The 13,643-nt window shown below is 57.4% G+C and carries 11 protein-coding genes; 6 read left to right on the top strand and 5 right to left on the bottom strand.

Annotation, left to right across the window (positions count from 1 at the left end; all coding sequences use genetic code 11):
* Positions 1-25: 25 nt before the first annotated feature.
* The 4 genes from AB8B31_RS24940 to AB8B31_RS24925 all read right to left on the bottom strand — a co-directional run bounded on the left by AB8B31_RS24940 (position 26) and on the right by AB8B31_RS24925 (position 4,537).
* Complete coding sequence (locus AB8B31_RS24940) at positions 26-1,264, bottom strand: ROK family transcriptional regulator (protein WP_018245495.1); 1,239 nt, start codon at positions 1,262-1,264, stop codon at positions 26-28.
* 34 nt (positions 1,265-1,298) lie between these two features.
* Positions 1,299-2,141: a carbohydrate ABC transporter permease gene (locus AB8B31_RS24935; RefSeq protein WP_018245496.1), complete on the bottom strand. Its 843-nt coding sequence runs from the start codon at positions 2,139-2,141 to the stop codon at positions 1,299-1,301.
* Positions 2,138-3,067, bottom strand: coding sequence for a carbohydrate ABC transporter permease (locus AB8B31_RS24930; RefSeq protein ID WP_018516911.1), 930 nt, complete (start codon positions 3,065-3,067; stop codon positions 2,138-2,140). Before AB8B31_RS24930 ends, AB8B31_RS24935 begins: the two co-directional genes overlap by 4 nt.
* 171 nt (positions 3,068-3,238) lie before the next feature.
* Positions 3,239-4,537: an extracellular solute-binding protein gene (locus AB8B31_RS24925; RefSeq protein WP_026188676.1), complete on the bottom strand. Its 1,299-nt coding sequence runs from the start codon at positions 4,535-4,537 to the stop codon at positions 3,239-3,241.
* 394 nt (positions 4,538-4,931) lie between these two features.
* Here AB8B31_RS24925 and AB8B31_RS24920 point away from each other — a divergent pair, with 394 nt between their 5' ends.
* Positions 4,932-5,978 (top strand): Gfo/Idh/MocA family protein, encoded by a 1,047-nt coding sequence (locus AB8B31_RS24920; protein WP_018516910.1) that lies wholly within the window; start codon positions 4,932-4,934, stop codon positions 5,976-5,978.
* Between the two features lie 8 nt (positions 5,979-5,986).
* On the opposite strand, the gene AB8B31_RS24915 is transcribed toward AB8B31_RS24920, so the two are convergent.
* Complete coding sequence (locus tag AB8B31_RS24915; protein ID WP_018516909.1) at positions 5,987-7,126, bottom strand: ROK family transcriptional regulator; 1,140 nt, start codon at positions 7,124-7,126, stop codon at positions 5,987-5,989.
* A gap of 149 nt (positions 7,127-7,275) precedes the next feature.
* Between AB8B31_RS24915 and AB8B31_RS24910 the strand changes: the two genes are divergently transcribed.
* The 5 genes from AB8B31_RS24910 to AB8B31_RS24890 all read left to right on the top strand — a co-directional run bounded on the left by AB8B31_RS24910 (position 7,276) and on the right by AB8B31_RS24890 (position 13,613).
* Positions 7,276-7,599: a hypothetical protein gene (locus AB8B31_RS24910; RefSeq protein WP_018516908.1), complete on the top strand. Its 324-nt coding sequence runs from the start codon at positions 7,276-7,278 to the stop codon at positions 7,597-7,599.
* A gap of 42 nt (positions 7,600-7,641) precedes the next feature.
* Positions 7,642-8,280 carry a GntR family transcriptional regulator gene (locus AB8B31_RS24905; RefSeq protein WP_018516907.1) on the top strand — a complete coding sequence of 213 codons (639 nt, stop codon included), beginning with the start codon at positions 7,642-7,644 and terminating at the stop codon, positions 8,278-8,280.
* A 426-nt stretch (positions 8,281-8,706) separates the two neighbouring features.
* Positions 8,707-11,685: an ATP-binding protein gene (locus tag AB8B31_RS24900; protein ID WP_018516906.1), complete on the top strand. Its 2,979-nt coding sequence runs from the start codon at positions 8,707-8,709 to the stop codon at positions 11,683-11,685.
* Between the two features lie 22 nt (positions 11,686-11,707).
* Positions 11,708-12,862: a YcaO-like family protein gene (locus tag AB8B31_RS24895; protein WP_026242341.1), complete on the top strand. Its 1,155-nt coding sequence runs from the start codon at positions 11,708-11,710 to the stop codon at positions 12,860-12,862.
* A 52-nt stretch (positions 12,863-12,914) separates the two neighbouring features.
* Positions 12,915-13,613, top strand: a complete 699-nt coding sequence (locus AB8B31_RS24890) for a TfuA-like protein (RefSeq protein WP_245275427.1) — start codon at positions 12,915-12,917, stop codon at positions 13,611-13,613.
* Positions 13,614-13,643 lie beyond the last annotated feature (30 nt).

Here is a 13,643-nt window from a genome sequence, read left to right as displayed (position 1 = left end):
AATCCGTGGGGCCTTGCTGGCCGTTTCAACTGTTCAGGCGGTCCATATTCTTGAGCGGCGAACGTGTGCGTTGAGCAGCGTCCGCCGATGCGAGCATCAGGGCTGCTGCCATCGGCATGGCCGCCGCTCCCATGGCCGAGGCATCCTCTCCGAGCGAGGCGCGATGAAGCGAGGGAAGGCTGGTGTCCTCGGCATCGAGATGCTCGTGCACGTAGCGCAGCAATTCGTCGACGATGCGGATCGGCAGTCTGCCGCCGACGAGGACGGCGTCTGGGTCGACGATCATGCCGATATGCTTGACTGCGACTGCCAGATGCGCGCTCATTTCCTTCAGCCATTGCGACACGAGGCGCCTGCCATGCGCATCCAACGTCAGGAGATCGTGCGGAACACTCACCTCGACGCCGTGCTGCGCGAGGAAATCATAGAGGAAGAACAGCGAGAATATCTCGCCGAGAAGCTGGACCTTATGGGCCTTCCCGTCCCCGCCGTCGGCAATCGGAAGCCAGCCGATTTCGCCGCTGAGGCCCATGGCGCCACGATGACCGTTGCCATCGAGCACGAGGCCACCACCCGGGCATGGATTGATGGCGATGTAGAAGAAGCTGCTGCTTTCGGCACCCAGTCCATAGTCGAGTTCGGCAAGGGCGGCGGCATTGGCTTCGTTTTCGATGAAGACGGGGTGCTGCGTCAGGTTTTCCAATGCTGCGCGCACATCGAATGCTGTCCATTCCTGATAGGTCTTGGGCTTGCCGAGGAGCGAAATCTCGCCAAGCCAATCCGGCATCGCTAGACCGATGCCGGCGAGGCGCGCGTCGTCAATGAGCCGGCTGCGCTGGAAATGCGAAATCGCATCGGCCGTTAGCTGCAGGAATTCCGCCGGCAGGATGAAACGTTTCTCGTGATGCACGCGGGCGCGGACATTGCCGACGGCATCGACGGCCAGGATCGTCAGATGGTCGCGATCGATGTTGATTCCGATGGCAAAACAGGCATCCGGATTGATTTCGAGTTCGATTGCCGGCTGGCCTCGCAACCCGTGCCGCCGGCGGGCTTCCATGATCAGCCCCTCGTCCAGCAGGCGATCGACGATCCGGGCGATTGCCGGTTTGGTAAAACCCGTCCGCCTGGCGATTTCGGCGCGCGAAATCGGCGCCTGGCGATGAATGCAGCGCAGAACGACCGCCCTGTTGTGCTCGCCAGCATCTTCGACATTGGCGCCGGTCAGATCCGGGGACAGCCTGGCGCCGAGTGTCTGGTTCATGCTCGAAATCCTTCCTTGCGCATAGACTGACCGCTCATCCCTTGACTGCGCCGCTGGTCATCGCACCGAGGATCAGCCGCTGGAGCGACAGGAAGGCGACGATCGCCGGAACGACCGCGATCAGGCAGGCGGCGGCAAGCAGTTGGATGGACGAGTCGGTTTGCATGCCGCGGAAGTTAAAGATGCCGACGCCGATCGGCATCAGATCATTTTTCGTGAGCAACAGAAACGGCACCAGAAATTGCGACCAGCCGGCGATCACCGTGATGATGAAGACCGAGGCTATGCCCGGCGCCGACAATGGCAGAACGATGCGCCAGAAGACGGAAAACCTGTTGCAGCCGTCGATCATGGCCGCTTCGTCGAGGCTGCGCGGGATGCCGTCGACCGTGCTCTTCAACAGCCAGGTCGCCAGCGGAACGCCCAGCGCGATGTAGACCATGACGACGGCAAAATGCGTATCCAGCAGGCCGAGACGGTTCATGTAGCGATAGAGCGGCACCATGATGACGAGCGGCGAGATCATCTGGAAGAGAAGCAGCCCCATCATCGACAGGCCCTTGCCCCGGAATTGAAATCGGGAAAAGGCGTAAGCCGCTGGCAGTGCGACGATCAGGACGCCCAGCCCACTGAGGGCGGCAAGCTTGAGACCATTCCAGAGATAGATCGGAAAGTAGCTGTTGTTCAAAACCGTGATGAAGTTATCGATGGTGGGATTGTTTGGAATATATCGCGCCGCGCCGCGATAGATCTCGCGCTTGTCACGCATCGCCATCGACAGGAGATAGGTGAGGGGGCCGGCGAAGAACACGAACATCACCAGCATGAAGAGATAGCTCATGGCATCGCCGAGCCGCGTTCCGGTCCGTCCGCTCATTGCTCTTCCTCCTTCGGCAGGAACGACGCATAGACGAAGGCGAGCCCGAGGCTGATGATCAGCATGAGCACGGAGAGCACGCTGCCGCCGGACAGGTCGTAGTTTCTAAAGACGATATTGAAGACGTAGAGTGAGATGACCTCGGTCGCACGCCCCGGACCGCCGCCCGTCAGCGTGATGATCGCATCGAAGGTATTCACCGTCTGGATCGTGATGAGGATCATATTGACCAGGATCGCCGCACGCAGCTGCGGAAGGGTAACGAAGAAAAACTGCTGCGATGCCGTCGCGCCGTCGACCTCGGCCGCTTCATAGAGCGAGGGATCGATCGACTTCAGCGCCGCATACATGACGACCATCGAAAATGCGGTGCCGCGCCATATGTTGGAGATGAGGGTGGACCACGGCGCAATAGCAGGGTCCGAGAGCCAGGCGACGGTCGGCATGTGCATCAGCCTCAGAATGCTGTTCAGCGCGCCATAAGGCGCTTCGGAAAAGAGCATCTGCCAGATGATGCCGCCGGCAATTCCGGGCACGACCCAGGCAACCAGCGCCGTCGTTCTGAGGATGGTGGTGCCGAACAAGCCGCGCTTTTCACCGCGGATGACCACGACAGCCACCGCAAGACCTAAAATCTGCTGACCGATGACACTGCCGCCGACAAAGATCAGGGTCGCCCATAAAATGTCGGGCAGCTGCGGCGAGCTCAACGCATTGGTGATCGACCCCAGCGTATAATCCTGATTGTCGCCGATCAGCGTGGCGTTGGTGAATGAAAGTCTGAAAACGTCGATGACGGGATAAAGGTAGAAGATGCCGATGACGATGATCACGGGCACGATCCAGGGCAGGGGCGCGCCGGCAAAACGGCGCATGAACGATCTGCTTTGAGGCGGGCTGACAGCCTCGATGGCGATGGGGCTCATTAAAGCTTCTCTGTCCGGGTTTGGCTTGCGCATCGGCCCGAAAATCGGAATCGACTTTCGGAAAGCAGAATGCGTAGGTTCAAAGTGTTACAGCGTCCTTTGCGCGTATTAAAAGGCGCGCGCCGTAGGTCGACGGCGCCTGGCAGGCAGGCGCCGTCACGGTCGGAAGCACTAGAGACGCTTGTACGCCTCCAGCGCCGCGTTGAAGGCGGCATCCAAGGCGTCTTCCGGCTTTTTGGTCCCCGAGAGCACGTCGCCCATCATGATCTGGATCTGGTTGGAGATTTCGGGATAGATCGGCACACCAGGGCGCGCCTGTCCGTCGACCAGAGCCTTGGCGAAGGTCTTGTTGGCTTCGGTGGAGAAGACCTCATATTTGTCGAACAGCGATTTCCTGGTCGGCAACTGCTGCTGCAGCGCGTTTGCCGGGCCCATATAGACCTCGCGGGCGAGGTTGGCACACATCTCGACCTTGTCCTTGTCCTTGCTGAAGGAGGCGATCGTCCAGCCGCCGGTGCCGGTCGAGCGCTGATCGGCACTGGGACCGGGAATCGGCGAGAAGGTCCAGTTGTTGAACTCGTCTTCGTCGAGCGTGGCCTTCAGCTGCGCATATTGCCAGTTGCCGCCGATGAAGAGAGCTGTCGTCGCCGCAGCGGCCGCTGCATTCATATCGTCGTAATTCGCGATCGTGCTGACGCGCTTGGGCGCGGCGCCGGAATCGACGAGATCCTTGAAATAATTCAGCGCCTTCAGGAATTTCTCCTTGTTCTCGCCTTCGCCGAATACTGGCTTGCCCGAGTCGTCGACGAGCTTGCCGCCGAGCGCCCAATAATTCGCGAGCCAGTCGAACGTCGTCCCTTCCCAGCGCCCGCCATTGAAGAGAACGCCTTCCATGCCTTCCTTGGTGGAGGCGAGCGCGGCCTTTTTCAGGTCGTCCCATGTCTGCGGCGCATCCGCAACGATCGACTTGTTGCGGTAGAGCACACGAAGGTCCGTATCCCACCACCAGGCGCGGACCGTCTGGTCCTTATCCGTGATGCCGCTGCGGATGAAGGGGAACAGGTCATCCACTTCCTCCTTCGAAAAATACGGCGTGAAGTCCGCAAGCACGTGATTGACCATGAACTGCGAGAGGACGAAGGAGTCGACAGCGGCGCAATCAGGCGCGTTGCCGGCCTTGGCCTGCTCCAGCATCTTGGCCTGTTCCGTACCGATGTCAGAGGACATGAATTGCATCTGCAATTTCCAGTCCGGATGCTTCTTGATGAAATCGACGAAGAGCTTCTGATAGCCCTCGGCGATCGCCGGATCCGAATTGTTGGGACTGTCGTTCGTCAAACGGACGACGAGGGATTTTGGCGCATCGGCAAGGCCAATCCTGTCCTTCGTGGCAAGTTCCTGGGCAAATGAAGTAGATGCTGAAAATAACATGGTGCTCAGCGCAAATACGCTGATGGTGGCGCTCTTCATGATGGGTCTCCTCCCCATTTTGAACGGATACAGCCTGGCGGTCGGTTGACCTCTCCTCATTTCCGTGCTGCATTAATTAGATTAAGTTACTTTGATTTGATGTCAAGCCACAGCTTGGGAGGCCAGAACCTGGGAGGTTGAGATGCTGGCGACAATCAACAGCAGCTAGTGCATAATTTCCGAAAATCGAGATCGATTTTCGGAAAAGGATCCGCGCCATTAACGTGATGGAGCGTCCTGTCGGGCGCACGGCGCATCGACCGCAGTTTTCCTGAAACAGAGAGAAGCCGATCGCGGATGGCCGCGATGGCAGGAGTGCGATTTTGCCCGGCTGCACGCCGGAGCTCAGCTCTGACACACCCGCGTCCGATAGGATGCGCTAGGGGAGGATAAGATGCGTTTACTCATTCTCGGTACCGGCGGAATGGCCAACCAGCATGCCGCCAAGTTCAAGGCGATCGAAGGCGTCAGTGTCGTGGGCGGCGTCGATATCGTCCCGGAAAGGCTCGCGGCCTTTTGCACCGAACATGGCATCGCCAACCATTTCACGACCCTTGAGGAAGCTCTCGCCTGGGGCGAATTCGACGCAGTGGCAAACGTCACGCCGGACCGCATTCACCACCCGACGACGCTGCAGGCGATCGCAGCCGGCAAGCACGTCTTCTGCGAAAAACCGCTCGCCACCGATGCGATCAAGGCCATGGAGATGACCGAAGCCATCGAGCGATCGGGCAAGGTCGGCATGGTCAATTTCACCTATCGCAACTCGCCGCCTCTCCAGAAAGGCCGGCAGATGGTGCTCGCCGGCGAAATCGGGCAAGTGCGCCATGTCGAGGCGTCGCATCTGCAAAGCTGGCTGGTCGGTCGTCATTGGGGCGACTGGAAGAGCGAAAGCAAATGGCTGTGGCGGCTGAGCAAGAAGCATGGATCCAACGGCGCGCTCGGCGATATCGGAATTCACATCGTCGATTTTGCGTCCTACGGTTCAGGGCTTGACGTTGCCCATGTCTTCGCGCGGCTGAAGACCTTCGACAAGGCGCCGGGCCACAAGATCGGCGAATATGATCTTGATGCGAATGACAGCTTTACGATGAATGTCGATTTCACCAATGGGGCGATCGGGACGATCCAGGCGACGCGCACGGCGGCCGGACAGATGGATCAGCTGCGCCTCAGGGTCTATGGCGAAACCGGCTCGATCGAGATGATCTACGATACCGGTAAATCGACACTTCGCGCCTGCCTTGGAGAAGACGTGCACACGGCGACCTGGCGTGACGTTCCCTTCGATCCGGTCGAGACCAACTACCAGCGTTTCGTCCAGGCCGTGCGGGCGGGAAAGACGCAGGAACCATCATTCCGGCGGGCGGCCAATATCCAGAAAGTCCTGGACAAGGCGCTGGCTTCCGATCTTAGCCACGCCGATGAAGCACTCGGCTGAGCCGGCCATCAGGCCGAAGCAGGCGGCAGCAGCAAAGTGTTGAGGAAGGGCAGGAGGGCTGCACCGAGCGCAACGCCGCCGCCACTGAAGCTCGCGGGTTTCATCGGCGAAATCCAGGGCGTCAGCAAGGGCCTCGTCGAGGTGTCGCGCCGCTCGATGGAAAGCTGATGGATCAGCGCTTCGATCACACCCTGTGGCAAATCGCTCCCGATCATGACGACGCTCGGAGCGAGGAATCCAGCCATGGCGATGATCGGGTCGAGCAGATGACCAGCGGCCTCCCGTATCCATTGCGACAGTGACGACGAGGGGAATTCTTCCCCCTGCAACAGGCGGGTGAAGTCCTGGTCGCCGATCCGCGATCGCAGGGATTCGAAACCGACGACGGTGTTTAGCTGGACATTATCCGGGCCGGTCAGCATTTCGCCGATGCTGCCTGCCCGACCATGCACGCCGGAATAGGGAATACCGCGAATGAGAAAGCCGGCCTGAACGTCGTCGTCGATAATGATCATCGCAAGTCCGCCTTCCCTGCCGGAGCTGCCGATCGTGCGTTCGGCGAGAAGGCTCGCCGTACACTCGTTCTCGACATAAGGACGCGCGATCGTCGACATCGCGGCGATCTGATCGCTTTGATCCTGCGTCCAGTCGTTGGCGGCGATGCCAAGGCCGATGATCGGCAATGAGGCATGACGGTCGACCATATCCCTGACCGCCGCATGCACGAGGCCGACTTTGTCTGCGGGGTCCAGCTCGATATAGACCCGGTCATGGACCTGACCACTCAGATCGATGAGCACGGCCTCGCCACGCCTTTGGCGAAGCTTGACGCCGATCGAGAAAGCACCTTCCGGGCGCAAGGCAAACTCGGTAGCGGTGGCGCCTCCGCCAAGGCCATTGCGGCGGTTGGAGGTGACAAGCTTTTCCTCGGCCAGTCGGCGGAGAATATTGGTAATGCCGGGGCCGGTAAGGCCGCAATGCCGGCCAAGCTCCATCCGGGTCAGCGGGCCGTGGCGGCGGATGGCTTCCAGAATGACGCGAATATTCCGGTCGGCGATCTCGCCCGACCTCAGACCGACTGTTTTGGCGCGCGGGGCGCCCATGTCCTGGGCTTGAAGCCGACGCGGCCCTGATCGAAGATACCGCATGACCGTCTTTCCTAGAGCACTATTCGGTTCTGTATCACGCTTGCAGGTGTTCGTAACGATTTTCCAGTAGATGCTTTTAACGAAGGGCCGCGGCTCTACACAGTTAAGATGTGCTCGGAATCACTTGCGTAGAGAGTTGAATTCAACCGATGACTGATGAACATTCTCCCGCCGCCGGCCGCGACCCAAACGCCGCCCAGCCAATTCTCGTACTGCGAGGGAGCGTTAGATGCCTCTTCACGTTCCTTGGCGTCATGGCGCTCCCTTTCATCTACCTCTCACTTATCGCCCTTGGGCAGATCGAAATGAGCAGACCTACGAGCGGTGTCGGAGAAGGCCTGTTCGCGATCCTGTTCCTCGTCGTCATCGTTTATGTTGCGGTAAAGGCTCGGCAGGTGGACTTCAGAAAGCCCACAATGGTGTGTCAGACCCGACAGTGGCCAATACAGTCAAGGGGCTTCAATGATAAATAACAACGCAGCCGAAAATCCGAATAGCGGTGCAAAGCGGCCGCTTTGGCGGATGAGGTCTATAACTACCTCTACCCACAGCTGAAGTCGCTAAGCATTCCGCCGGGAAGCCGCATCTTCATCGACAATCTCGTCAAGGAAATCGGCGTGTCGCACACACCGATAAGGGAGGCGCTCTCGAGATTGGAAGCGCAAGGACTTGTCGTGAAAACCCATTTGGTGGGCTACAGCGCGGCAAGACAACTCGATCTTAGTCAGGTGGAAAAGCTGTTCGACATGCGATTACTGCTGGAACCCTATGCAGCGGAACACGCGGCGGGAAACCTCGACGATGAAGCGATAGAGACGCTGAACGCGATCGATCATTCGATGCAGGCGATCGAGAGCCGCGATCTCAGGGGAAAGTTCCTCGACTTCGCACGGAGCGATGGGCAGTTGCACAACTTCATCTCTTCGGCCAGCAAAAACGAACTGGTTCACGACGCGCTAACCAGGCTGCATACGCACGTGCATTTGTTCCGGTTGTTTTACTTGCCAAGCGCGACCAAGGACGTCAACAAAGAACACGCTGGTATTATCAAAGCCTTGTCCCGAAGAAATTCTGCGGCGGCATATAAAGCAACGAAACATCACATCGAGCAGTCCCGGCGGAGATTTCTCGAACAATATAATGCAAAAACCTAACCTGCAGGTGGTCAGGATGCTTCTGACGTTACGCCTTCATCGCGCCAATCCTTCAAGAAAAGTGGAGAGTGCAGAGGCGACAGGATCCGGTCCAACCGTTTCGTCCGACAGCAGGCCGTCGATCATTAGCATGGTTATGCCGTGCATCTGAGCCCAGCAGGCTGCTGCTTGACCCAGCGCATCGCGCCTGCGGACCCTGATGACGTTTGGATGTTGAATACGCGCGTCAAGTGTCTCTTGATGTGACCAGCCATCGAGAATGTAGAAGCTGCATCGATGACCGTTCCCGCACCTGTCGCCATATGTATCCGCCATTCCGGGCGCTGCGCCCGCTCAATTGATAATTGAGTAGATCCACTTAAAGCTTGCATAAAAGCCACAAATCGGCTGTCCTTGCATGGCTTCTCTGATGCTGGGCGATCCATCATGAAGACCCGCGACGCACGATTTCGGTTTTCAGGCGAGCGACGGCAAGTCACTGCCCTGTTCTATGATATAGTTGGATCGACAGAGCTTCTATTGAAGAGCGAGCCGGAACAGTTCTTCCGTTCTGTTACCGCCCTGCATCAAAACGCTGAGGCCATCATAAAAAAGCATGGCGGCTTTCTTCATCAGCGCCTTGGAGACGGTGGCTGCTGCTTTTTTGGATATCCCGAACAAGCCGAAGATGCTGCAGAAAGCGCAGTTCAGTCATCGCTGGAACTGATCGAGCTTGCCGCCAAATCCAAAGCGAAGTCCCGACTGGTATTCAAGTTGCGCATCGGTGTTGCGACGAGCCTCGTCGTGTTTTCCTCTGAAGGCAATGAAATTATAGGAACGGCGCCAATTCTGGCCGCCCGCCTGCAGGCAGAGGCCGATCCGAATTCGGCGCTCGTCGCCGAGTCCACTTTCCAACTGACGCGCAGTAAATTTCAATACAGCTTGTCGAGAGAAGCCAAACTCAAAGGTTTTGACGAACCGATTGGTCTTTGGCGACCCCAAGGCCGATTGGAGGAGCCACCTGGAGGGGCGCTGCCTCAAGACCTCAACAGGCCCATTAGGGGCCGGGAAAAGGAGTTGACGGCACTCTCGAAAGCTTGGGAAGCGGCCTGCGGGGGTAACGGAAGCGCAATAGCGCTAGTCGGTGAAGCGGGTATAGGCAAGTCGAAACTGATGCGGGAATTCGCAAATCGATTGGCGAAGACCCAGCATGATAGTGTGGTGTTTCAGTGCAACAGACGCTTGGAAAGCCAACCATTGCACCCGTTCGTTGCCTTTCTTGAGGCCGTCGTGGGAACATCCATTCTGAGGGATGGAAATGCGATAGCTTTTTTAAAGGCTCTCCGAACAACCGGCAGAGAGCTAAGTGAGGCTTCCGCCGCAACGATCCTTTCGTTCACAGCCGAGCAAAAATCAAGCAACCCCGGCCAGATCCGTACGACGGATCTTTCCGGTCGGGCATTTCGACAGGAGGTGATCGAAGCCGCCGCTCATCTGTTGACGTGCAATGCCAGTGTTGTTACCCCTACGCTCCTCGTATTTGAGGACGTTCATTGGGCCGATGGGATGACGGTCGAGTTGATGGATCGCCTTGGTTCGTTGGCTCACGAGCTCCCGGTGCTGATATTACAAACTTCCCGAATACGGAGGTCATTGGCGGCCACAACCGAAATAGAACTCACGGGCTTGGCTCCGACTGCAATTCGGGATCTGGTGGAATCCATCTGGGGTGAACGTCCCCCTCCAGGTTTGTCTGATTTCATTCTAGGCCAATGCGATGGGATGCCCCTCTATGCTGAGGAATTGACCGATTTCTTCCGGGGGCGACACCCACTTGGGAAATGGAAAGGGCTGCTACTCGATGGTGGCGTCACCTCGCTAAACGATCTGCTGTCCGCAAGACTGGCGTCAACCGGCCCCGCTCGAAAGGTTGCCCAATTTGCTAGCGTAATAGGTCGTGAATTCAGCATCCCGCTGCTCACGTATCTTCTTGAGGAAACAAGCCGTCAAGCTGTTGATGTCCACATCGAGAGACTGCTTTCACAAGGCATTATCGAACCCTTGCCTACGGCTCCCCGCACCTATCAGTTTCGCCATGTTCTAATGCAGGAAGCTGCGTACGGAAGTCTTCTGAAGAGCGATCGACGGCGAATACACCGGCGGATTGCAGACTTACTGATTCAGGAGCGAACCCCCAGCTTGCCTGCAGCAATAGCTGCCTGGCAGTGCGCCGAAGCTGGCCTACACGTTGCCGCCGCGAGGTTCGCATTGGCAGCGGCTGAAGCAAGCGTCCTTCGGTCCGCAATGCATGAGGCCAACGTTTCCCTCACACTCTGCGCCGAAGTGATGAGTAGCATATCTTCGCGGGAAGCCGATCGCACTGACCTCACGTTGAACCTGCTGAAGCTCCAGGGCGTAGTTGCAACTGCGCTCGAAGGAGAAGGCTCCGAAGTTGCGCGACGGATCTATTCGCGAGCGACGCAGCTCCTGCGAAAACAACCTTCTGCCGTTCGGGAGAGGCATTTCCCGTTGTATTGGGGGTGGTGGTTCACAGCGCCAAAGATTCAGACTCAACAATCTCGGGCACGGATCCTTGTCGAAGACATGCAATCTGTCGAGGACGAGGAAACAAAGCTTCAGTCGTATCACTGCGGGTGGGCGACCAGCTTTCACGCAGGTGAACACAACTTCTGTCTCGACTGCGTCGCGAAGGGCCTTGAGCTATACGATTCTTACCGAGCCGTCCGAAATCGAGCCTTTTTCGGCGGACACGACGCCAAGGTATGTGGATTGGGCGAAAGTGCTCTCTCTTACCTGCTTCTCAATGAAGTTGACGCCAGCGAAGCAGCAATTCAAGAGTGCTTGGATTGGGCTGACTCGACTGAACACGTTGGGAGTATGGTTCATGGGCTTTATTACGCGATCGTACTTCGTCGATGCCAAGGCAGGTACGATGACGTCCACGCCTTAGGGGAGGAGATGTTGTCGCTGGCTGAAGAACACGGCCTGGCAGCAAGTCAAGCACGGGCCAACATGTACTGCGGATGGGCGGAATTGATGACATCTTCCGACGGAATTGGCGGAAAGCGGTTCGGAGACGCCCTTCAACTCCAGCAACAACTGGGCACTGATGACAATCTCTCCATGCACAGCGACATGCATGCCCAAGTGCTCCACCGGCTTGGCCGAAATGATGAAGCGCTGCAAACCTTGCAAAATGCTGTCGATGTCGGTCGTAGTAGCGGCCAACTGTTTTGGCTCCCCGAGTTGTACAGGCACAGCGCGAAGCTGAGGCGTGTCCTAAGCGAACGACCGTCGTCGATCAAAAAGGACTTGGCAAACGCAATCCGGATAGCCGAAGGACAGGGTGCGGCTTGGCTTCTTGGACGGGCTAAGACTGATATGGATAGGATGATCAAACCATAGTCCAAGAAAATCTGAGGGGATCTTGCAACACGTATCAGTCCTTGAAAGCGTCCTAGATGGTGGGCCTTTGGAGTTTCACGATCCATGGCAGACGGTTCAGCGCATTCTCGCCCGCAAGCACCAGTATGGAATAACCCGACTAGGTTCGGTGACAGAGTTGGATTGGATCAGGATACCCGTTGTCCAGGTAGTGCGACCCGAATCTTTGTCGGTGTCGGTCAATCAAGGCAAAGGGCTAACCTTTCCGCTAGCAGCGATTTCCGCCCTGATGGAGTCGCTGGAGGGTTGGGCATCGGAGCGCATTAGTTCCGACATCGTGACCACTGCACCCTTTTCCGAGCTGAACAAAAACATGCTCTGGTCGTACCTCGACGCCGGAGACAGTATCGAGCCGCTTTCGTGGATCGCGGGAGTTGATCTTCTTAGTGGAAACCGATTGTCAGTTCCATTGGCGCTGGTTGACACCACGTATACGTTCCCCTCGCCTCACCCGCGATGGATGCCTAGAGATACGACCGGCCTTGCCGCCGGCACCAGCGTCCGCCAAGCTACCATACATGCTTGCCTTGAAATTCTGGAGCGGCACGCTCGCTGCAAAGCTATGAGAACCCCTCATTTCTTTGACCGATATCAGGTCGCGAGCAGGTCAGTTACTTCAGGCAGCGCGGGCGAGATCCTCGAGAAGCTCAACGCAGTTGGTTTTACAGTTGGTATCTGGCAGATCCCCGCGCCTCACGAACTACCTGTGTACTGGTGCCAAATAATGGAGGGGTCCGATAGAGCTTCTTTCGCGCCTTTGCCTGGCGAAGGCTTTGGGTGCGACCTTAGCCACGACCGCGCACTCACCAAGGCGTTGTTGGAAGCATGCCAATCGCGGCTCGGTGTCATATCAGCAGCCCGAGAGGATATTAGGACAGAACTATATGGGAACGCAGATGCTACAGAGTTGACCGCTTGGCGTAAACGGCTCGCATCAGGAGGTCGACTTATCACCTGGCAAGAACCTCCCGTCAATCACGACCGCACGTTTCAGCATGTTCTGAAGGCAATGCAGCTCGCAGGCGCGAGAGCAGTAGCACTTGTTATGCTATATACCGACGATGAGGTGCCACTCCACGTCGTTCGAGTTGTCGCACCACCCTTGGAAACGAACCCAGAGATCTACTATGCGCAATGATGTGGTCGTATTCTCCGGGCCCACACTTAGCGCTGCCGAAGGTCGGAACCACTTGGACGCCATCTTTCTTCCTCCAGTTGGGAGTGGAGATGTCGTTCGTGCTGTTGCCAAGTACGCACCATCTGCCATCGCACTGATTGACGGTGTGTTCGGACAGGCTCCTGCTATTCGTCATAAGGAAATTATCTGGGCAATGTCTCGGGGCGTCCGCATGTACGGAGCTTCAAGCATCGGCGCCCTAAGGGCTGCCGAACTCGCTCCTCAAGGAATGGTCGGTCACGGACTGATCTATCGGTACTACCGTCGCAACCCACTTGCCGACGATGCTGACGTCACCGTGCCAATGGCTCCTCCTGAATTAGGGTCCCAAGCCTTGGGCGAAGCCCTCATTGATATTAGGTTGACGCTAAAGAGCGCAGAACGGAACGGCATCATTTCTGAGCAGCTTCGCAGGCTGCTGGAAACATCGGCCCGGTCAATACATTTCCGAGATAGAAGCTTCAGCAAGATCTTGGCGGCGGCGACCCGAAAGGACACGAAGTACAGTAAACTTGGATCACTCTCCACGTGGCTTCGGTCCGGCGTCGTGAAACAGAAGAAGAGCGACGCAGAGAGCCTTCTGCAATTAATCTCCCTCGGCACACACCGATCTCAGCCTGAAATCCAAAGCAATTTTCAAATTACGGAAGCTTTCGCCCTCGATATGGATTACTACAATCTCTTCGATCATATCTTGCCGTGCGCATCCTAGTACTGGTATAGTTGCCCATCGCTTAAGTCT

It is taken from the genome of Rhizobium sp. 62_C5_N11_2, assembly GCF_051811185.1.
In the GTDB taxonomy this organism is placed as follows: Bacteria; Pseudomonadota; Alphaproteobacteria; order Rhizobiales; family Rhizobiaceae; genus Rhizobium; species Rhizobium leguminosarum.
The sequence above is the reverse complement of the archived record's forward strand: the minus strand, read 5'-3'. Positions and strand labels throughout refer to the sequence as shown.

Bases quoted from the DNA above. Each gene is read 5' to 3' on its own strand.
- AB8B31_RS24930 (WP_018516911.1), bottom strand. From the start codon at position 3,067: ATGAGCCCCATCGCCATCGAGGCTGTCAGCCCGCCTCAAAGCAGATCG.
- AB8B31_RS24900 (WP_018516906.1), top strand. From the start codon at position 8,707: ATGAAGACCCGCGACGCACGATTTCGGTTTTCAGGCGAGCGACGGCAA.
- AB8B31_RS24925 (WP_026188676.1), bottom strand. From the start codon at position 4,537: ATGAAGAGCGCCACCATCAGCGTATTTGCGCTGAGCACCATGTTATTT.
- AB8B31_RS24940 (WP_018245495.1), bottom strand. From the start codon at position 1,264: ATGAACCAGACACTCGGCGCCAGGCTGTCCCCGGATCTGACCGGCGCC.
- AB8B31_RS24935 (WP_018245496.1), bottom strand. From the start codon at position 2,141: ATGAGCGGACGGACCGGAACGCGGCTCGGCGATGCCATGAGCTATCTC.
- AB8B31_RS24915 (WP_018516909.1), bottom strand. From the start codon at position 7,126: ATGCGGTATCTTCGATCAGGGCCGCGTCGGCTTCAAGCCCAGGACATG.
- AB8B31_RS24910 (WP_018516908.1), top strand. From the start codon at position 7,276: ATGACTGATGAACATTCTCCCGCCGCCGGCCGCGACCCAAACGCCGCC.
- AB8B31_RS24920 (WP_018516910.1), top strand. From the start codon at position 4,932: ATGCGTTTACTCATTCTCGGTACCGGCGGAATGGCCAACCAGCATGCC.